Genomic DNA, 19,645 nt, shown 5'->3' on the forward strand with positions numbered 1-19,645 from the left:
TAGCCTCATGCGGGCACTCGCACGCGACCGGAGAGCAGGTCGGACATGATGGCCTGTTTCACTGTGCTCAATCGAATGTGCTCCTCACCATACATGACCAAGGCGAAGTCCAGATCGGATACCGCATCGGCAATTCCCTGCTGTGTTTCCAAATCGGGGAGCGGCACTGACACTGATAGCAGCGTGTCGGTGTCGAGTTTCTTCGTTCCATGCGTAGCCGTATTCACCACGCGCAAAAGCTGCTGCTCTTGATGCTGTAAGCATAGCTGCACGAACTTCGGCAACGCACGGCCATTTGGCCGAAACGCCTTCATGTCCTGATTGAACGTAGCATCCATGGCTATCGTTGCTGTCGGAATAGCTTTCGCCAATATCATGCCGCGAACCACGATCATCAGGGTTCCCCTCGGGACCAGCTTGCAGCTTCCACCAAGAGCCAGTGGCGTGAGTGTCGAGTGCGTTTGCCTGATTACCGGAGTTTTCATATCCCGTGGACACACCCAAGGAACATCACCGCCCCACTTGGCTTCATCGTCCTTGGACGGAGTGCCACCGCTCTGCCAACTTCCTAATTCACCAAGTTGCACCACTTCCCACGGCGTTTCCTCGAAAGCCGCGTGGAGAATGGCCGCACGCGCACGCGCAACCTGATCGAGCGTGTCCCGGTTCGCCGCAATCGCCTCATCCACCGACCGCAGCACCTCGGCGATCCGCCGCTGCTCGTCGAGGGATGGGAGAAGGATGGGCTGGAGATATGCTTTGTCACGATTGAGACCCGGCACCCCGGTTGCCTCGTTCAACTCATTCAACCGGGCATGATGAAGGGTGGCTGCCAACCAGTCCCAATCGACTGTTTGGCGTGGCTTCACGAAATAGGTTGTGTCGATGGGCCAGAAAGCATCGGACGATACCGTTACCGAGCCTGCCGTTCCTTTTCGGCCAATGATGATACCGCCTTTGGGCACAAGGGCTTCGTCGTGCCAGCCTACCACACCATTCGACCCATAAACTGGCACTGCACCGGGTCGGCGTGACTTGTCAGGCAGCGAACGCCCATATTCGAGGGTGAGGATGTCACCGAGCGTTAGCTGCGCCCATTCGCGTGGCGGACCGGACATCTGCTCAACTTGTAAGGATGGATTACAGGCTGCCAACACCTCACCCGACATAGCCAAGCCTCTTAAGATGCCCGAACATCACGGCTTCCGCATCGTTACGCTTGGCGATCAGGTCTTGCAGCTTGGCGACCTCCGCCGCGACATCGACCGTCTCGGCATCCGCACCGGTCTGCACATAGCGGCTGATGTTGAGGTTATGGCCATTGGCGGCGATCTCCTCGACCGGCACAACGCGGGCCAGCTTCTCGATATCGGCGAAGGCATGGACCGCATCGGCCAGCGTGCGGACATGATCGTGGGTCAGGAAGTTCTGCGCCTTGCCCGGCTGGTAGGTGGCATCGCCGTTGACGATCAGCACCTTGCCCCGCCGCTCGGCAGGCTTGGCCTTGCGGCATACTAGCACGGCGGCAGGGATGCCCGCGCCGTAGAACAGGTTAGGGGCAAGACCCAAGACCGCCTCGATCACATCGACATCCAGCATGGCCTGCCTGATCCGCCCCTCGGCCCCGCCACGGAACAGGACGCCGTGCGGCACGACCACGGCCAGCATCCCGTCGTCCTTCAGGCTGGCGAGCATGTGCTGGACGAACGCCAGATCGCCATAGCCCTTGGGCGGGCAGCCATAGGTATCGCGCCCGAACGGATCGCCGTTCTGCCAGACATCGTAGCCCCACACCTTTTCGCTGAACGGCGGGTTGGCCAGCACCCGGTCATAGGCCCCGATGCCTTCCACGAACTCGCGGGCCTTGGGGTCGTATCGCTTGGGGGACAGGATCGTGTCGCCCTTGGCGATGAAGGCGTCATCGACGTTGTGCAGGAACAGGTTGATCTCGGCGATGCCCCAAGTGGCGAAGTTCTTCTCCTGCCCATGGAGCGACAGGGTGCGTGCATCCTCGCCCCGGTCCTTCAGATACTGCACCGCCTCCAGCAACATGCCGCCAGAACCGCAGGTAGGATCGTAGATCGACATGCCGGGGCGCGGATCGAGTATCTCGACCATAAGGCGGACGATCTGGCGCGGCGTGTAAAACTCGCCGCCCTTCTTGCCCGCGCCTTCCGCGAACATCTTGATGAGGTAGAGATAGGCATCGCCCAGCATATCGGCTGGCACATCGGCATTACGCAGCCGGTGCTTCTCGAAGTGCGACAGCAGTTTTTCCAGCAGAGCGTCGGAGAAGCGATCCTGGTTGGCGAAGTCCACATCGCCGAACACGCCGCGCAGCCGCAGGTTGGCATCTTCAATGGCCGCCAGCGCATTGTTCAACCGCTGACCAATCTGCGTGGCGTGCTGGCGCACAGCGTCCCAGCGGTGCTCCTTCGGGATGTGGAAGCGGTGCTCGTCAGGATCAGCGGCTTCCTCGCGGTCGCCGGTCTCGGCCAGCAGCGTCTCGAACTCCTCGTCCCACACGTCGCACAAGCGTTTGTAGAACAGCAGGCCGAAGATATATTGCTTGTAATCCCCGGCATCTACGGTGCCGCGTAATATGTCTGCCGCGCCCCATAGATGGCGTTCAAGCTCAGCTTGCGTCAGTATTGGCATTAATCCCCCAGAAACGCGGCTCCTCCCTGAGCCGCGAACTTTGTTCACCTGATGATCCGATAGCAGCGCCGACGATTATTGGCGACACAAAGACATGAGAAAATGTATTTGCAATTAATTGCACGATGCCGGAGTGGCTGCACAGCCCGTTTGTAGGCTCTGATAAGTGAAGGTTATCGGAGCTTAGACCTGACCTGTCAGGCTGCATCCTGCAATCGACGCACGGGCGGCTGCTTGTGCTGCTGAGCGCACCAGAGATCGTAATTCGCCTGCATGGCAAGCCACGCCCTAGCAGTGCTTGCGCCTGCCTGCTCAAGCCGCACGGCCAGATCGGGGCTGATCGCGGCCTTGCCGTTCAGCACACGCGACAGGGCAACCCGCGACATAGCGAGGCGGTTAGCGGCTTCGGTGACGGACAGGCCCAGTTCCGCAATGACCTCATCGCGGAGCAGTTCGCCGGGGTGGGGAGGATTGTGCATCATCGTCATTGCCTCAATGGTAATCCTGATAATCGACAAGCTCGGCATCGGTGCCGACAAAGCGGAAGGTGACACGCCAGTTGCCGTTGACCCAAATCGACCAATGCCCTTTCAGGTCGCCCTTCAGCGGGTGCAGCTTGAAGGACGGCAGGTTCATGTCCTCCGGCCCTGCCGCGACATCGAGCAGGCCAAGGATGTTGCGGAGCTTCTTCACATGGGAAGCCTGAACGCCCTTTGTCGTGCCAGTGCGATAAAAGGCTTCAAGTCCCTTGTGCCGAAATCCGATTATCATGACGCACTGTATCGTGTTGCGTTACAAGATGCAAACGTCGACTGCGTGACACGCTGTCATCGCAGACGCCCAGATAATCACTCTGCTTCCGCGAAGCGATGCAGGGTCACAAGTTCGCCCAGCTTTCCGACCTTCAGGAAGATCGGATCAGGCATTGCCTCAAAGACGGAGGCAGTCGGTCCCGTCTGGATTGTCAGCCCGACATTCTCGACGTTCATGGTTCCCCTAGCTCCGACCGCGATCCGATACTCATCCTGCTATGCAAAATCTTCTGGCTTGATGAGGACGAGCCTCTCGGGGAGCGCCCAGTCATCCATGCGTTCCAGCACCGCGAACAGGTCGTCGCGTTGCAGCGCCTGCGCCTCGCGCTGGGCCATACCCTTCGTCCGCCTGATCCCGCTCATCGTCGCCTTCACAATTTCGGTCTTGCACGGATCATCATACCCAAGGGCGCGATGTGCCTTTGCGATGGCTGCCAGCCGGCGCTGGATCGTGGCGACGGCATGGGTTTCGGCCAGATCGGCCAGATATTCTGCCAGGGCGCGCGGTGGACAGGGGATGTCCCTGCCAGATGCCCGAAAATGAGCCAGATCAGCCGCGTAGCCGCGCTGGGTGCCTGTCGATAAGGAAGAGGATAGTAAGCGGTGAACCGGCTCTGAAAACGGCTCTACGGGTTGAGGGTGCCAGCCCATGGGAGTGATAGGTTTGCAATTAATTGCATAAATCTCGTCACTCTCATTTTCGACAATTATTGGTTTTTGCATATCTCAATTCGTCCCGTGATTTCAAAAGGCTATTCCAAAGTCGCCATGCACAAAATGGGGAGCTAACGATTTCGGATTTCAGCCGAATTTGCGCTCCTGCCGGACATAGGCTTCCGCTAGCCGCTCGTTGTGATCCGTGAGCAGATCGGCGGTCAGCTTGTGCAGGGTCATCAGGCGGGCTTCGGCCTCTTCGTGGCTCTCCAGCGTGCCGTCGTGGCGAATGTGCGCGACCCGGACATCGGGCAGGTTGTGGAGGTGACGGGCGATCAGCGAGAAGCGATGACATTGCAGTGCGTCGCGCTCTGCACACAGGATGGCGGGCGTGCATCGGGCAGCGATCCCCAGAACGGTCTCGATCGCGGTGGCGAAGGCGGCGGTGCCGCGTCGCGTCGAATAATCGGTTGGGCCGTTCGTGGGTATCCCGCCCAGAGCATGGCCCAGGTGGACGTAGCTCACGCCAACCCTGTTCAGCCGCACCCGCAATTCAGGTTTGAAGAAGTGTCGCCAGCGCGATCGGGGCGATGACCGCACGTCGATAATACAACCGACGTTGAACTGGTCGAGAGCGCAATAGAACTCGTCCCAGCCGATGGAGGAATGACCCAAGGTTAGAACATTAATCATCTTGATCCTTTCTGAACAAGGATCATCTTATGGCTATATCTATAAATAAGATAACATTATCAATTACTTAATGTATTTTTCAGCAGCCGAGCCGCTGCTGCATCTGGCCTCGCTCGCGTCCCTGCTGCGCTCGATACCTTCCTATCTTCGATGAGCTTCGCTATTACCGGCTCGCTCTCCGTGAAAGCCGGGGAGCGGGGCGTGGAAACCCCAATCGCTAGACCTCGGTCGCCGATTTCGGAGGCCGGGTGGCATGCGCGCATGTCCAGCCGGTTCTGCCGGTAAAGGCGCATGCGCCTGTTCTAGCGATCAGGTTTCCAACATCCGGCTTCGGCCGTCGCCCCACAGGAAGACCGGGGCGACGGAGGGGCAGGATCAGTACGACATCACAGCAGTCCGGGGAACCGGCGTTCGGGATCGGCGACGTGATCGCCAAGGTTTCGCAGGTCGCATTCGGGAAGCCGTTAGTCACGAATGTTCTGCGGGGGCACGTGGCCGAGGCGATCATCGCTCTTGCCCTGGAGCCAGAATGGAGTTGGTGCAGCGCCGATTACGCCGGATGGGACTTCGAGCGGCCTGACGGCCTCCGGCTGGAGGTCAAACAATCAGCAGCGATGCAATCGTGGTCCACCGTCAAGCCGAGCAAGCCCATCTTCGATGTCGCGATGCGCACGGGCCACTGGCAGGGTGGAACCGAGTGGATCGCCCAAGTGGGGCGTCCAGCCCATATCTACATATTCGCGCATCATGGCATTTATGCCGACCACGCCGATCATCGCGACCCGTGGCAGTGGCAGTTCTATGTCGTCGCCACCCGCGACCTGCCGGACGTGAAGCAAGCAGCCCTGAGCACGATCAGCAGATTTAGCAGGCCGGTGCCGATCACGGACCTGGCAGACAAGGTGCGCGCCACCGCGTCGCAAATTACAAATGAGGGAGGGGTATGAAAACCATTCGGAATGACGTGATCGGCAAAAACACGTTGCGGCTCGTCGATACCGGCAAAGGCTTTGTCGGTCTGGTAATCTCGGGCGGCAAGCAGTTGAGCCGGATCGACGGTGACGATCCCGTCCAGCTCTGGACGGACCTGCGCGCCGCCGCAGGGCGAACCAGCGATGCCTATTTCGGTTTCGACGGTGCGCGATCCCGATTTCGGCAGTTCTTCCCGGACGGTTTCCGCTCTCCGGCCTTCGAGGAAGCTGAACGCAATTACAAGCTGAAGGCCAAGGCCAAGCTCGATGACACTGCGCCGCTGGAGCGAGCGTTGACCGGCAGCGACCTGGGGGAAGCTGTTCTGTCCGTCTATCGCGGCACAAACCTGCTATCGCCCTTCGAGAAGACCCGTCTGGAGCCGCTGCTGCGAGGCCCCGATGCGGACGTCTTCGTTCAGGCCGCAGCGCGCTTTACAATCGGGGAGATCGACGCCGCTCTGGCAACCATGGCCGGACTGCTGGGCAAGCATGACGTCGCGAAGTGGACGGCGGTGACATATCTGCCATTCTTGTGGCGGCCCGAGGATCACATGTTCCTGAAGCCGATGGTGACGCAGGAGTTTGCCGAGCGGGTGGGCCATCCCTTCGTGCATGATTACAGCCCGGCACTTGATCCTGCCGTATATGCCAGCCTCCGTGATCTCATGGCGCAGACAGCGCGGGAGGTGGCTGATCTGGACCCACGCGACAATATCGACCTGCAAAGCCTCGTCTGGATCGTCGCCGAATACAAGGAGGGCGATGTCCCGATCCCGGCACAGGCAGGATAAGGCACCTGGTCCACGATCAGTCTGTCCCCGTACTCGGCTTTGGTGCAGGGGCTGAGCCTGTCAAGCTCTCGGAGATCAATCTCATGAGCGCCGCCTCCTTCTTCAGAAGCCCCCTGGAATGTGGCTCGGCTCCCTTGGCGCGCAGAGCCTGTTCGAGCAGCACATATTGCTCCTTGTTGAAGTGCAGGACGACAGTACGACCTTCGGGGTCGAACCCGCCTTCGCGAATGTGCATCTTTAGCTCATGCGCGGTGCAGCCCTCCGCCACGTCGAGCAGTTCGTCGATCGTTTCGGTTTTGCCATATGCCGCGAGAAGCGAGAGCTTGGTCCAGCCCAGGCGCTGCGCCCGTTCGGCGGAAATATCCATGTCGCTGAGCGCCTCGTCGATCTGAGCCAAATGATACGCTTTGCGCAGGCCGATCTTCAGTTGTCTCGCGGCCGATCGAAACTCGTCGGGATTGTCATCTCGGACGTTTCGCAAGAAGCGGGCTGTTTCGAGGAGGCGTGACCTGCTCTGGTCGATGAGGTCCTGAGGCACCTCGGCTGCGGTCTTGTTGATCCCTTCCATCTGTGAAACCTTTGTCGTGATTGGGACCAGATGACTATGTGAAAGACGCAGCCAGGCAAGGGGATATGGTCAGCGGGGCGAACGGATATCGCACCTTGACGATCGAGCTGAGTGTCGTCGTGAGCCGGAGCGTCGCACTTTTCCTCGACCGCGTTGATACGCCCGAACCTATCGTCCCGGTCCTAACGGATAGCAGATTGCAATTAATTGCAATCTGCACAGGCAACGATCCTCCGTTCACCGAGAGCGTCACGAGACCGAGAAAGGAGGCCCTGCCCAATAATACCCAAATGGATACGTTTGGGGCTTGGGTAATCTATTCCCTCTCGGGAGAGGGTGTCCGAACAGGGTTCGGAGGACATGCGTAGCGGGAGCGTCAGCGACCGCCTCCGCCCTATTATCGTAAGATAATAGGAAACATTTCTCTTAATACCGTTCTCTACAATACCGAAGGTATTTAACCGTGCCCGTTCGGGCTGTTTTAATAATCGTTGCCAGAACTGCATTTCACAGCTTCCGCGTCAAGTCGAAGACCGACCGCCTCACATCTTCGCGTAAGCGTTCGCGGGCTGCTTTTCGTGACCGGGACCGACGCCGTTGAGCGCCGCATGGAACATGTCCCAGGGCATGGCAGCCGACCCAGAGACGTGCTCCTGCAAGGCGATCTCATCCACGCTGATCCACAGCATCTTAGCGGGACCATGCCCCATCGCCCGGATCATGAGGAACTCGCCGCAGTATTGCTTGAGCCTCGGCAGGGCGCGCTTCGCCATCTCGGCTGGTGACAGCCCCGATGCGACAGCCCACCCATCCCTGCTGTGTGCCAGCCACTGATCGCAGGGCCAGCCAGGAAGTTTCCGTTGCAGCTTATAGTCGCGATTACGCCAGACATACAGGATGTGATGGAGAAGGATGCCAGCGGCCATGTCAGTGCCCGCCAGCTTCCGACACATTGCAAGCAGGTTGGGACGCTCCCATAGCGCATTGGCCTGTGCCGCCTTCTCGGCAGATTTTGCGAACGCCTCGGCCTTCTTGTCGGGCACCTTCGCGCCCTTCGCCTTCGTCTTGCCCTTGGCCATCTCAGCCGCGAGTGCGGCCTTGGCCTTTGCCTCGGGCAGGAATGGGTTCATCTTGGACATCGGTTTGCTCCTATCGAGTTGCATCGAAGGAGAGCCGGACGTAGAAATGCTGGTGTCGATCAGCGTCGTCTCGGCGCTCCTGAAAGCCCTCGCCCGGCAAGGCGGGGGTTTTCTCTTTTCAGTGCTGATACCAATGCAGGTACAACGGATTACAGCGGGATCGGATAAATCTTCGTTACCGACGAAGTCAGCAATCGGCTAACCGGCAGGCGGCGCGGGTAGCGTCACACCCACGGCCTTCACCTTCGCCATGCCCTCGACGAGTTGGAACAAGGAGTAGCCGTTGCCGTAATCGTCGGCGACGTCCTCGCCGCTGTGACCCATAATCTGGCGCGTCACACCTTCGGGCAGGCCGCAGTGGCGAGCCATGTCCTTGAACGTGTGGCGGAAGCTATGGAATACGATCCGCTTGTCGGTGATGCCGATGGTGCTGCGCATGTAGCCCGACCACCATTCGCCCCATTTGTTGCCCAGCCGTCCATAGGCTCCGGGCTTCAGCAGGTGGAACAGGCGAACATGTCCAGCGTCCTGCTGAGCCTTCACGAACGTGATGAAGCCCAGCGTCTCCAGCACGGGATGCACGGGCACAAGGCGTTCGCTGTCCACGGTCTTGACCGTGGTGCCATGCTCGCCGTCAACTTCAAAAATCTTGATGAACCAGCCATGCCGTGTCTGGCCATCACCATCGACATAGCTGTGCCGAGCCACGTCCTCGGCGCGAAGCTGGGCCATTTCCTCTAGGCGTGCGCCGCTGAACAGTGCGAGCAAAGGCAGCCAATAGGCGGCTTCCCCGCGTCCACGCAGAGGCCGTTCGCCATCCGCATGAACGGGACCGGCGAAGATCGCGTTGAGGTCGTCGGGACCGAAGGGCTGGCGCTTATCCTTGGATTTCTTCGGCACCTTGATCGTGATGCCCTTGGCAGGGTTTGCGGCGAGGTGGCCGTTCTCGGCGGCCCAGCCCAGCACGGTGCTGAGGCGAGCCAGCCGGGTCTTGATGTTAGCGGGGCTCTGGCCATCCGCGATCATCGACGCCTTGTAGGTCAACACGTCCGCTCGCGTCATCGCTCCCACTCCCTTAATGCCGGTATGGGCGACGAACTTACGAGCTTCGCTCCGGTGACTGTCTATCGACTTCTGCGAAGGTTTGCGCTCGGCCGCCCACCCGTCCACAATGTCAGTGTCGAGCGCGGCCACGCTCGCGGGGGTGGCGGTCTGCGCGGCAGGATCAAATGCGGCGTCGTGGAACGCGCTGCCGTTCGTGTTCGTAAGTCGCCCTATGTGACGCCGGGTGACTTCCACCAGGCCCCGTCGCACGACTTCGGCGAATTGAGCGACCAGCGCGTCGTCGGTGAGGTCCGCGCCGTTGGCGTGGGCGATGCGGTCGGTCGCCCGCGACACAAGTTCGTCTTGCCGAGGGTCGCCGGGGTCGGTCAGGATGCCGAGCTGGATTTCAGCGTCCTGCACCATGTCGGCCAGCTTCTGTTTGTCGACGGGTGGCGCTAGCGCCAACCGTTCGGACGCCTTGCGGTCCATCTCCTCGACAGTCTCCCGGACATAGCCGGTGAGGGCGTCTAGCGACACGCCAACGCGACCACTGCCGGGCTTGATGCCTTTTTCCGCATCGCGGAACATCGCATCGGCGCGAGCGTCCTCCAGGGTGCGGCGACGGCGGGCTTCCTTGGGACTGTCAGTGCCCAGCGCAAGCCGAATGAATTTCTTGCCGACTGTATCGACAAGGTGGAGCGGCACGCGCCGGTGATAGTGGTAGGTGTCGCCGCGCTTCAGCAGCCGTTGCATGTCAGCCATCTTTTCCATGCCTCTTTGTATCACAGAATTGTGACCAGTGGGCACGTCTAAATGTCTGAAATCCGCTGTTCTTGCCCATTTCTGAGACATTCGGCGGATTATGGTGACCCCTACGGGACTCGAACCCGTGTTTTCGCCGTGAAAGGGCGACGTCCTAGACCGCTAGACGAAGGGGCCATCTGTTTGCTGCGCCATAATATATGGAGAAGCTTGGGATTCTCATCCCGACGCATCAGAAAATGCGTGCCGTGGTGACCCCTACGGGACTCGAACCCGTGTTTTCGCCGTGAAAGGGCGACGTCCTAGACCGCTAGACGAAGGGGCCGTCTGTTCGGTGAAGCGGGCCTCTAAACAGCCTTGGGCATATGGTCAAGTAGAGGATTGAGGAAAGTGGCATTTTTTTTGAAAAATAACATTAATCTGCCCATGCCGCATCCTCGAGATGGAGTTCGGCGGTGGGGCGATTTCCCCAATCGTCGCGCTTGGCGCGGCCCGCCAGCCACAAGCGGCGATTCCCGCGTGTGGAGAGTAGGATTTGGCCCATTTCCGTTTCGGCGGCGCGAAAGGCGATGGCTTTGAAGCGCGCACCATCTTCGCCGGAGACGATGAGGCGGAGATGATCGGTGCCGACGATGCCCGATTCGACAATGCGGACAGGGCCGGTGATGACACGCGGGGCGGGCCAGCCCGCGCCATAAGGGCCAGCGCTTTCGATGGCGTCGCACCATGTCGGGCTGATGCCGCGCGGAGCGAGGACGGCGTCGATTAACAATGCGCGGCCTTGGTTGGCGCGTTCGACATCACCGGCCAAGCGCTCGTTAAAAAAGGCACCCAAGGCGTCGATCTTGTCGGCTTGCACCGTCAATCCCGCCGCCATGGCGTGACCGCCGCCTGCCACCAGCAAACCCATTTCCTTGGCCGCCAAAATGGCCGCCCCCAAATCGACCCCGTTAATCGAGCGGCCAGAGCCTTTGCCGATGCCGTCTTCGTCCACCGCGATGACGATGGCGGGGCGTTTTAATTTTTCTTTGAGGCGGCCTGCGACGATGCCGATGACGCCGGGGTGCCAGCCTTGGCCGGACACCAGCGCCACGGGGGCGTTGGCGGTGGCGGCGCTGGCGGTCATCGCTTCGTCGAGGACGCCCGCTTCGATGGCGCGCCGTTCTTCGTTGAGGCGGTTGAGTTCTTGGGAAATTTCGGCCGCTTCATCGGGGTCGTTGGTGGTGAGCAGACGCACGCCAAGGTCGGATTTTCCGACACGTCCGCCCGCATTGATGCGTGGGCCCAATGCAAAGCCCATGTCGCTGGCGGTCGGCGGCTTGGTGAGGCGGGCAGCGTCCATCAGGGCGGACAGGCCGATATTGCCGCGCCGTGCCATGATTTTCAGCCCTTGGGTGACCAGCGCGCGGTTAAAGCCCGTGAGGCGGGCGACATCGGCGACCGTGCCCAAGGCGACGAGGTCGAGCAGGTCCATTAAGACGGGTTCGGGGCGGTTGGCGAAATGGCCGCGCCCGCGAAGCGTCCGCAAAATTGCCGCGCCCAAGAGGAAGGCCACGCCGACAGCCGCCAAATTGCCGTGGGAGGCGGCCTCGGCATCTTCGTCGAGGCGGTTGGGGTTGACCACCGCAAAGGCGGCGGGCAGCGTTGTGGCGCATTGATGATGGTCGACAATGATCACCTCGATGCCCGCCGCATTGGCTTGGTCGATGGCGTCAAAGGCTTGGGCCCCGCAATCGACGGTGACGATCAGGCGCGATCCCGCTTCGCCAATTTTGACCAAGGCGGGGCCGGAGGGGCCATAGCCTTCCATCAAACGGTCAGGGATATAGGCAGAAGCTGGAACATCAAGGCTGCGCAGCAGGCGCACGAGCAGAGCGGCGGAGGTCGCACCATCGACGTCATAATCGCCGAAAATGGTGATGGCTTCGCCCGCTTCGATGGCGTTTGCGATGCGTTCGGCGGCGCTGTCCATGTCGCGGAAGATAGAGGGGTTGGGCATGAAGCTGCGCAGGGCGGGAGCGCGTTGGCGATCAAGATCGTCGCGGGCGACGCCGCGGGCCAGCAGCAATTGGGTGATCAGATCATCGGGGGCCAGATTTTCGGATGCCATATCGGCGCTGCTGCGCCGCCAATTCCATGCTTGACCCGACAGGCTGTGGGTGATGCCCAGCACATTTTCATTCATAAACTTGGGTCCTGATTCAAAATCTTGGCGCGCAGGGCCATGGCATGGCTGCGCGATATGGCAGGGATGATGTCATCAGCATAGCGGCTGGAGCCGGGAATACCGAGTGCCAAAGTGGCAAGGCCCCAGTAGCGGCTGAGGCTGGTGTCGGAAATCGTGATGCTTTGGACAGAGGCAAAGGGAATGATGGTGATGGACGGCGCGAATAGCCCGCGCCGAATGAGCAGCCAAGACCCTGTGACGCCATGCTGCCGCCGCTGGGCGGATAGGACGGCGAGGATAGCGATGGCCAAGCCTGTCGCGAGGAGCGCCGCGCCATAAGGCGTGTGCGCCGGAAACAGCGCCGCGCCCGCCAGCATCAGCAGTAGCGCGAAGGCGCAGGCGGGCAGGGCCGAGGCGATATGGCTGCGCTGCCATATAACATCCGGCCAAGGCGGGCAGAGGTGGATGTGGCCCAGCACATGATCGACGGTGTCGGAGCGGGCGAAGGGGAGAGCTTGATGGCCGCCGCCATCGGCTGTGCCGCCGATATCCTGCGCAAGGCTGCGCAAATGCAATTCGTGCCAGCCGAGCTGATGTTTTAGCCATGAGGCGCGGATGGTGGCGCTTTGGATGCGGTCAATGGTGATCACGACATCGGTGCGGGTGGTGAGGCCGCGTGTGCGGCGGAGCGCCCGTTCGTCGCTGGTCAGGCGGTAATCCCAATCGCGAAAAATGGTGGAAAGGGTGCCAGTGAGCAGCATCAGCAACCCCAAGATGAGGGCGAGCCATAAAGCGATGGTGATGGGGGCCATGCGCAGCCAATCGCCAAAGCCTGCGTCGGCCGTGAGGCGCGCCCATGTGCGGGGGTCGGAAATATCATAGCCAAAGGGCTGGATACGCTCTGCTGCGCCCAGCAGGGCGGCCAGAGCCGCGAGGAGGCCCAAGGATGGGCTGAGCAGGCCGGATAGCATCAAATGGTGACGGGATAGGGTGTAGAGGCTGTGCGGGGCGTCTGGGGTGTCTGTGGGGGCGGTGGACGCGGCGCTGTGTTGGGTGTCGGTATGGGTTTCGGTTGGGGTGGCGGCGCGATGTTGGTGTAGCGCGGCGCGCAGGGCCATGGCTTTGGGCATGGTGATGGCGTTGAGGCCGAGATCATCTTCGCCGCCGCCTGCGCCCGTTTCGACGCTGAGCTTGGCGACGCCGAACATGCGGGAGATGATATTTTGTTCGATGCTAATGTCTTGAATCTGGTCAAAACCGATGTGGCGTTGGTGGCGGGACAATAAGCCGTGGCGGGCGAACAGGGCGTCCGGCTGAACCGCATAAAGGGTGGTGGCCCAGCGCAAGAGGACGCGAAGGATGTGCAGCAGCGCGTAAGCGGCGATGGCCCATGGGATGTAACGGGCATGGCCGCTGAGGCCCAGCGCCGCGATGGCGGGGATAAGCTGGGTGAGGTTCTTCACCAGATCGAACAGGCCGAACAATAGCGCGCTGATATGTTGACGCTGCCAGAGAAGGGGCGGCGCGGGGGTGGGGAGCGGGCTAATTGAAGTCATGCTGGCTGGGGCCATTCCAGACCGGACTGGATGCGGCGGTGGATGGCGGCGCGCATCACATCGGCGTCTTGGGCGCTGAGGCCCGGAAGGGTGACGGCTTGGTTCATCATGCCAGAGGTGTTGATGGTCAGGCTGGCGAGGCCGAGGAAGCGTTCGAGGGGGCCTTGGCGCACATCGATATGCTGAACCCGCGCGAGGGGAATCAGCGTGTCGACGCGGAACAAATAGCCGCGCGTGATGCGCAGATGGTCCGGCCCCATATGATAAGCGATATGGACGAGGCGGCGGTTGGGCAGGTGCCAGACGAGCAAGATTTTGGCGGCGAGCGCGATGCCGGTCAGGGTGAACATGGGGAGCAGGGGATGCAGAATGTGGCGGGGCAGCAAGGCATATTCCGCCACCCCGCATAGCAGCACCAAGAGGAACAGCGGGATCGCCATTTGGGTGCGCAAGACCCAGATATAGCGCGGTTCGATGGGGGTGAGCGGAGCGGAATCGGCGGGGGTGTCCGCGTTTATGGTGCCTGCGACTGTGGTGCTGATGTCGGGGGATGAGGTGGGATCAAGGATCATCCCCCGACTATAGCGTTGTGGCGGCGTAGGGCCACCACCCTATGGCAAGACGATGTTGAACGGCGCGGATTGGGCGGGATGCAGTGCAAACCATGACAAAAAGGCCGCACGTTCGCCCGAAATGCTGATCGCCCCCGAAGCGATAAGGTCGGGGAATTTGGCCTGACCCAGCATGATATCATCAAGCACCGCACGGTTGAGGGTGATGGTCGTGGTGGGGGCGGCGTCGCTGTGGCCATAGCGCGGGAATTCGACACCGTCGGCCACCGTGACGGCGATATGTTCACCTGTGTCGGGCAGGTTGAATTGGAAGGTTCCGCGCAATTTCGCGCCATTGACCGTATCAAAACGGGTGGCAAGCGAGTCGAAGAACATGGCGGTGGGAACGGCGGCGATGAAGCTGCGGCTTTGGCCGTTGGCGCTGCCGCTGATGGCCGGTTGTTGGCGGCGCAATGTGGCCGCGCCGGACAGATAATAGTTCCGCCATGCGCCGGATTCCGCCTGATAACCCAATTGATCATAGGCCGAGGCCAGCGCGTTGCGGGCGGCTTGGTTATCCGGCTGGGCAAAGGTGAGTTTGTTCAGCAGTTCCGCCGCCCAGCGGTAATCGCCTGCATCGAGCGCGGCTTGGCCCGCCGCCAGCAATTTGTCGGGGCCGCCCGCCAAGGCGACATATTTGGGCGCGCTGGATTCGGGGGGAAGGGGATTGAAATTGGCGGGATTGCCGTCCCACCAGCCGAAATAGCGTTGATAAACGGCCTTCATATCATGGTTGAGGGTACCATAATAATCGCGGGTGGAAAATTCGCGGGCTTGCATAGGCCCTTCGGGGGTTTGATCGGCCAGTTCGTGCAAGGTTGCGCCCCGATTGGCGTGATACAGCGTGCGATCATGGACATAGCGATAGGCGTTGCGTTGGTCGGTCAGCCACTGGGAAATTTCGGACTGGCCCCACGTTGGCCAGTGATGGGACGCCATCGCCACTTCGGCCTTGCCGCCCCATTTCATCAGGGTCGCGTCGATGACTTTGGACCAATGCAGCGCATCGCGCACCAGCGCCCCGCGCAGGGTCAGGACATTGTGCAAGGTGCGGGTGACGACTTCGGTGGTGTGCAGGGCTTTATAGGCCGGAATATAAAAAACAAATTCCGATGGGGCTTCGGTGCCGGCGGCGTCGAGAAAGTCAAAGTCCAAACCGTCGATACGGAGGGTTTCGCCATTGGGTTTGACGGTTTCGGTGGGTTCCATATAGCCGATGGTGCCGGCGGATATTTTGGGGCCAAGGCCGGTGTCGACTTGGCCGGTGACACCGGGGGCGAGGGCGGCGCCAAACATATAGATGGCGCGGCGGCCCATCGCCGGACCGGCGAGGACATTTTCCGATGTTGCCTCGGCAGAAAAGCCGTGGGGGGCGATGATACGGATTTTTTGTTGCTGCACCTGCGCTGGCGTGACGATGCCGCCGACGCCGCCGAAATGATCGGAGTGGCTGTGGCTGAAGATGATGGCGCTGATCGGGCGGGAGCCGATTTTGGAGCCGACATGATCTTGGAATAATTTCCAACTGGCGGCGGCGGCTTCTTCGGTGGTCAGCGGGTCGACGATAATCCAGCCAGTTTCGCCTTTGATGATCGTCATCACCGAAATATCATAACCGCGTATTTGCCAGATTTTTCCTGGCACAACTTCGAACAGGCCGTGAACGGCGTTGAGGCGGGCTTGACGCCATAAAGATGGGTTGACGGTGTCGGGGGCTTGGGGCTGGTTGAGAAAGGCATAAGGGCGGCGATCCCAGACGGTGCGGCCTTTGGGGTCGATGATCAGAGCGTCAGGGATTTCGGCGATCTTTCCGCGACTGGCGGCGATGAAATCGCGGTCATCATCCAGTGGCAGACGCTGGGCCAATTGGGCGTTAAGGGCTTTGGTGGCTGGGCTGGCCCGATCTTGTGCAAAGGCGTCCTGCGCGCTGGCGGCGGCTAGGACAGCGGTGGTCGATAGGCTGAGTGCCATCACGGCGGCGATGGTGGTGCGCATATTTCTCTCCCCTTTAGTTGCCAGAGAGATTGCGCCTTGGGGTGGGGCTTGGCAAGTTGTGACAATGAACAGTGTTGAACCCAGCGTGTTGATCATTTGGCACAGCCGCACGGGCGCGAGCGCTGCGCTGGCGCAGGCGGCGGCAGAAGGCGCGGGCGGCGCGGCCATGCTGCGCGCCGCCGATCGCGTGCAGGCGGCGGAGATGTTGGCGGCGGCGGCTTATATTTTTGTGGGACCGGAGAATTTGGGCGCTTTGTCGGGCGCCATGAAAGAGATGCTCGACAGGCTTTATTATCCCTGTTTGGGCCAGATAGAGGGCCGCGCTTATTCTAGCATCATGGCGGCTGGGTCGGATGGAACCGGAGCGGTGCGGCAACTGGACCGCATATTGACGGGCTGGCGGCTGCGCCGTGTGGTGGAGCCCATGATCGTGAATCTGGCGGCGCAGACGCCCGAGCAGATTTTGGCGGATAAGAGCGTGCCAGCGGATCGTTTAGCCGAGGCGTTGGAAATGGGGGCCGCTATGGCGGAGGCGGTGCGGCAGGGGATATTTTGACGCTTCACGAGCTGGAATAAAAAACGCCGCGCGTGCCATTCACGCGCGGCGTTTTTTAAATGATTTTCGGCAATTAGATGCGGTGTTCGCCCTTGACCCAGCGCACGGTGCCCGACGAGGCGCGCATCACCACGCTTTCGGTGGTCAGCGTGCCGCCACGGCGGGTTTTGACGCCGCGCAGCAAGCTGCCGTCGGTCACGCCGGTTGCGGCGAAGATCACGTCGCCCTTGGCGAGGTCTTCAAGGTCATAGACGCGGTTCAAATCTTCGATGCCCCATTTATAGGCGCGTTGGCGTTCGTCGTCGTTGCGGAACAACAAGCGGCCCTTGAACTGGCCACCCACGCAGCGCAGCGCGGCTGCGGCCAAAACGCCTTCGGGTGCGCCGCCGCTGCCCATATAAATGTCGACATTCGTGTCGGGATTGGTGGTGGCAATGACACCCGCTACGTCGCCGTCGGGAATCAAGGCAACGCCGCAGCCAAGGGCGCGCAATTCGCTGATAATCGCTTCGTGGCGGGGACGGTCGAGGACGCAGACGATGATGTCTTGTGGGCTAACGCCCTTTTCACGGGCGACGGCTTCGACATTTTCGCGGACTGTATTGTCAAAATTGACGATGTTCGGCGAATAGCCGGGGCCGACGGCGATTTTGTCCATATAAACGTCCGGCGCGTTTAAGAGGCAGCCTTCTTCGGCGATGGCGAGAACGGCCAGCGCGTTGGGGCCAGCCTTGGCCGTGATCGTCGTGCCTTCGAGTGGATCGAGCGCGATGTCGATTTTCGGGCCTTTTCCGGGGGCGCTGCCGACCTTTTCACCAATATAGAGCATAGGCGCTTCGTCGCGTTCGCCTTCGCCGATGACGACGGTGCCGTCCATATATAAGGTATTGAAAGCGGTGCGCATCGCTTCAACGGCTGCGGCGTCGGCGGCTTTTTCATCGCCGCGACCGATCAGCTTGGCTGCGGCAATGGCCGCCGCCTCGGTTACGCGCACCATTTCCAGCACGAGCACGCGGTCGAGATTACTGCTGCTGTCGGTCATCCGATTGTCTCCATTCGTCATTCAAGCATTTGGTGGCCATTTCGGCCCAAGGGCTGTGTCAGCCGTCTGCCGCGCCATAGGTATGCAATGCGATTTTGTCGACCATTGTTGCGCCATGAATATGGTTTATCGCGGCCCATATGGTTGATCATTTGGACGGAGGCCGATTTTATTTCCGTTGGTTGGCGGGGTGAGGCCTTTTGACAGGAAGGCGCGGCGCGCCAAGCAAAAGAGGCGCTGATCCGAGTCGGATAGCGCCTCTTTTTGCGCCGCTGGGAAGGCGGCGGCCAGAGAAGGACGGGATTAGAGATCCAAAATGGGCATCAAAATGGTGGGTGCCATGGTGAAGTCCGACCGGTTCAACGCGTCCAACGCCTGTTCAATATGGCTGGCGGGCCCTTCGTGGGTGACCAGCACAATGACGACCCCTTGGTCCGAACCATTGCCGCGTTGAATGAAGCTTTCGATGGAAACACCGGCGTCGCGCATGGCGGTGGCGATTTCGGCCAACACCCCGATACGGTCTTGGACGACCAAGCGGACATAATGTTTGCCAACACGGGCACCGGCATCGGCGATAGGCGCTTGGTCCAAGGCGTTAACCGGCATGGCGAAAGCGGGGCCATATTCGTCGCGGGCAATGTCGATGATGTCGGCGACAATCGCCGATGCGGTGGGGCCTTCGCCCGCGCCCGCGCCTTCGAAGAACAGGCGGCCAACGAAATTGCCTTCGGCTACCACCGCGTTGAGCGCGCCCGGGACATAGGCCAGCGGGTGATCGGCGGGGACCAAGCAAGGCTGGACCCGTTGATAAAGAGCACCGCTGGCGTCGCGATCGGCCATGCCGAGCAGGCGGACACGGTGGCCCAAAGCTTCGGCTTCGCGGATGTCGTCGGCGATCAAATGGCGGATGCCGTTGGTGGCGACGGATGCGATGTCCAGCTTGGTGCCAAAGCAAAGCGATGCCAGAATCGCCAGCTTGTGGGCCGTGTCGATGCCCTCGACGTCGAATGTGGGGTCGGCTTCGGCATAGCCTTTGGCCTGTGCGGCGGCCAGCGCGTCGTCAAAACCGGCGCCTTCGCGTTCCATCAGGGTCAGGATATAATTGCAGGTGCCGTTCAAAATGCCATAGACCCGCGTGATTTCATTGGCCGATGCGCCTTCGCGGATGGCCTTAATGACGGGCACGCCGCCAGCAACGGCGGCTTCATATTTTAGCGGCGTGTCTTTTTCTTCGGCAATGCGGGCCAAATCGACACCATGATGCGCGATCATCGCTTTATTGGCGGTGACCAGTGCCTTGCCGGTGGCCAAAGTGCGGCGGGCGAGAGACAGGGCCGGACCTTCGGAGCCGCCAATCACTTCGACGACGACATCGACATCGTCCATTTCCGCCAATTCGGCCATATCATCCACCCAGCGATAGCCGCTGAGGTCGATGCCGCGATCTTTGTTGCGGTCGCGGGCGGACAGGGCGACGATTTCAACCGGACGCCCTGCACGGCGGGTAATCAGGTCGCGGTTGGTTTCCAGCAATCGAATGACGCCGCCGCCAACCACACCAATTCCCGCCAGCGCCACACGCAAAGCTGGGCGTTGAGCGTTGTGATTTGGGGTCGTCGGCAT

Annotated in this window: 19 protein-coding genes and 2 tRNA genes; 3 read left to right on the forward strand and 18 right to left on the reverse strand. The window is 60.8% G+C overall.

Annotated elements, in window-relative coordinates; genetic code table 11:
- Positions 1–5 precede the first annotated feature (5 nt).
- From LKO31_RS03930 to LKO31_RS03960, 7 genes are all read right to left on the reverse strand, one after another.
- Positions 6–1,169 (reverse strand): restriction endonuclease subunit S, encoded by a 1,164-nt coding sequence (locus LKO31_RS03930; RefSeq protein ID WP_227688761.1) that lies wholly within the window; start codon positions 1,167–1,169, stop codon positions 6–8.
- On the reverse strand, positions 1,159–2,658 hold the full coding sequence (locus LKO31_RS03935; RefSeq protein WP_227688762.1) for a type I restriction-modification system subunit M: 1,500 nt from the start codon (positions 2,656–2,658) through the stop codon (positions 1,159–1,161). The genes LKO31_RS03930 and LKO31_RS03935 overlap by 11 nt, the downstream gene beginning before the upstream one ends.
- Positions 2,659–2,855: 197 nt before the next feature.
- Positions 2,856–3,140 (reverse strand): HigA family addiction module antitoxin, encoded by a 285-nt coding sequence (locus tag LKO31_RS03940; protein ID WP_227688763.1) that lies wholly within the window; start codon positions 3,138–3,140, stop codon positions 2,856–2,858.
- Positions 3,141–3,150: 10 nt separating this feature from the next.
- The gene (locus LKO31_RS03945; protein ID WP_092959611.1) at positions 3,151–3,429 is read right to left on the reverse strand and encodes a type II toxin-antitoxin system RelE/ParE family toxin; all 279 of its coding nucleotides are present in this window, start codon (positions 3,427–3,429) and stop codon (positions 3,151–3,153) included.
- Positions 3,430–3,506: 77 nt separating this feature from the next.
- Positions 3,507–3,647 carry a hypothetical protein gene (locus LKO31_RS03950; protein WP_227688764.1) on the reverse strand — a complete coding sequence of 47 codons (141 nt, stop codon included), beginning with the start codon at positions 3,645–3,647 and terminating at the stop codon, positions 3,507–3,509.
- Between the two features lie 39 nt (positions 3,648–3,686).
- On the reverse strand, positions 3,687–4,193 hold the full coding sequence (locus tag LKO31_RS03955; RefSeq protein ID WP_227688765.1) for a hypothetical protein: 507 nt from the start codon (positions 4,191–4,193) through the stop codon (positions 3,687–3,689).
- A 78-nt stretch (positions 4,194–4,271) separates the two neighbouring features.
- Positions 4,272–4,817, reverse strand: coding sequence for a DUF488 domain-containing protein (locus LKO31_RS03960; RefSeq protein WP_227688766.1), 546 nt, complete (start codon positions 4,815–4,817; stop codon positions 4,272–4,274).
- A 425-nt stretch (positions 4,818–5,242) separates the two neighbouring features.
- On the opposite strand from LKO31_RS03960, the gene LKO31_RS03965 reads away from it, so the two are divergent.
- Both LKO31_RS03965 and LKO31_RS03970 read left to right on the forward strand, forming a co-directional pair.
- Positions 5,243–5,764, forward strand: a complete 522-nt coding sequence (locus LKO31_RS03965; protein ID WP_227688767.1) for a hypothetical protein — start codon at positions 5,243–5,245, stop codon at positions 5,762–5,764.
- Positions 5,761–6,579 (forward strand): hypothetical protein, encoded by an 819-nt coding sequence (locus tag LKO31_RS03970; RefSeq protein ID WP_227688768.1) that lies wholly within the window; start codon positions 5,761–5,763, stop codon positions 6,577–6,579. Before LKO31_RS03965 ends, LKO31_RS03970 begins: the two co-directional genes overlap by 4 nt.
- A 16-nt stretch (positions 6,580–6,595) precedes the next feature.
- On the opposite strand, the gene LKO31_RS03975 is transcribed toward LKO31_RS03970, so the two are convergent.
- From LKO31_RS03975 to LKO31_RS04015, 9 genes are all read right to left on the reverse strand, one after another.
- A complete protein-coding gene (locus LKO31_RS03975; RefSeq protein ID WP_227688769.1) occupies positions 6,596–7,147 on the reverse strand; it encodes a hypothetical protein in 552 nt (183 codons plus the stop codon).
- 542 nt (positions 7,148–7,689) lie between these two features.
- Positions 7,690–8,286 (reverse strand): hypothetical protein, encoded by a 597-nt coding sequence (locus LKO31_RS03980; protein ID WP_227688770.1) that lies wholly within the window; start codon positions 8,284–8,286, stop codon positions 7,690–7,692.
- A gap of 198 nt (positions 8,287–8,484) precedes the next feature.
- On the reverse strand, positions 8,485–10,092 hold the full coding sequence (locus tag LKO31_RS03985) for a DUF6538 domain-containing protein (RefSeq protein ID WP_227688771.1): 1,608 nt from the start codon (positions 10,090–10,092) through the stop codon (positions 8,485–8,487).
- 101 nt (positions 10,093–10,193) lie between these two features.
- A tRNA-Glu gene (locus tag LKO31_RS03990) sits at positions 10,194–10,269 on the reverse strand.
- Between the two features lie 72 nt (positions 10,270–10,341).
- Positions 10,342–10,417, reverse strand: a tRNA-Glu gene (locus LKO31_RS03995).
- A 90-nt stretch (positions 10,418–10,507) separates the two neighbouring features.
- Positions 10,508–12,277 (reverse strand): single-stranded-DNA-specific exonuclease RecJ, encoded by a 1,770-nt coding sequence (gene recJ, locus LKO31_RS04000; protein ID WP_227688772.1) that lies wholly within the window; start codon positions 12,275–12,277, stop codon positions 10,508–10,510.
- On the reverse strand, positions 12,274–13,815 hold the full coding sequence (locus tag LKO31_RS04005) for a PH domain-containing protein (RefSeq protein ID WP_227688773.1): 1,542 nt from the start codon (positions 13,813–13,815) through the stop codon (positions 12,274–12,276). Before LKO31_RS04005 ends, recJ begins: the two co-directional genes overlap by 4 nt.
- Positions 13,812–14,387: a PH domain-containing protein gene (locus LKO31_RS04010; protein WP_227688774.1), complete on the reverse strand. Its 576-nt coding sequence runs from the start codon at positions 14,385–14,387 to the stop codon at positions 13,812–13,814. The genes LKO31_RS04005 and LKO31_RS04010 overlap by 4 nt, the downstream gene beginning before the upstream one ends.
- A gap of 39 nt (positions 14,388–14,426) precedes the next feature.
- Entirely contained in the window at positions 14,427–16,421 is a 1,995-nt protein-coding gene (locus LKO31_RS04015) for an alkyl/aryl-sulfatase (RefSeq protein WP_227688775.1), read from the reverse strand.
- Between the two features lie 64 nt (positions 16,422–16,485).
- On the opposite strand from LKO31_RS04015, the gene LKO31_RS04020 reads away from it, so the two are divergent.
- Positions 16,486–16,977 carry an NAD(P)H-dependent oxidoreductase gene (locus LKO31_RS04020; RefSeq protein ID WP_227688776.1) on the forward strand — a complete coding sequence of 164 codons (492 nt, stop codon included), beginning with the start codon at positions 16,486–16,488 and terminating at the stop codon, positions 16,975–16,977.
- Positions 16,978–17,050: 73 nt separating this feature from the next.
- Here the strand turns inward: LKO31_RS04020 and glpX are convergent, their stop codons facing one another.
- Together glpX and LKO31_RS04030 are read right to left on the reverse strand one after the other, a co-directional pair.
- Positions 17,051–18,019, reverse strand: coding sequence for a class II fructose-bisphosphatase (gene glpX, locus LKO31_RS04025; protein WP_227688777.1), 969 nt, complete (start codon positions 18,017–18,019; stop codon positions 17,051–17,053).
- Positions 18,020–18,322: 303 nt separating this feature from the next.
- Complete coding sequence (locus tag LKO31_RS04030; protein ID WP_227688778.1) at positions 18,323–19,645, reverse strand: homoserine dehydrogenase; 1,323 nt, start codon at positions 19,643–19,645, stop codon at positions 18,323–18,325.

The sequence above is a fragment of the Sphingopyxis yananensis genome, assembly GCF_020687785.1.
GTDB classification, from domain to species: Bacteria; Pseudomonadota; Alphaproteobacteria; order Sphingomonadales; family Sphingomonadaceae; genus Sphingopyxis; species Sphingopyxis yananensis.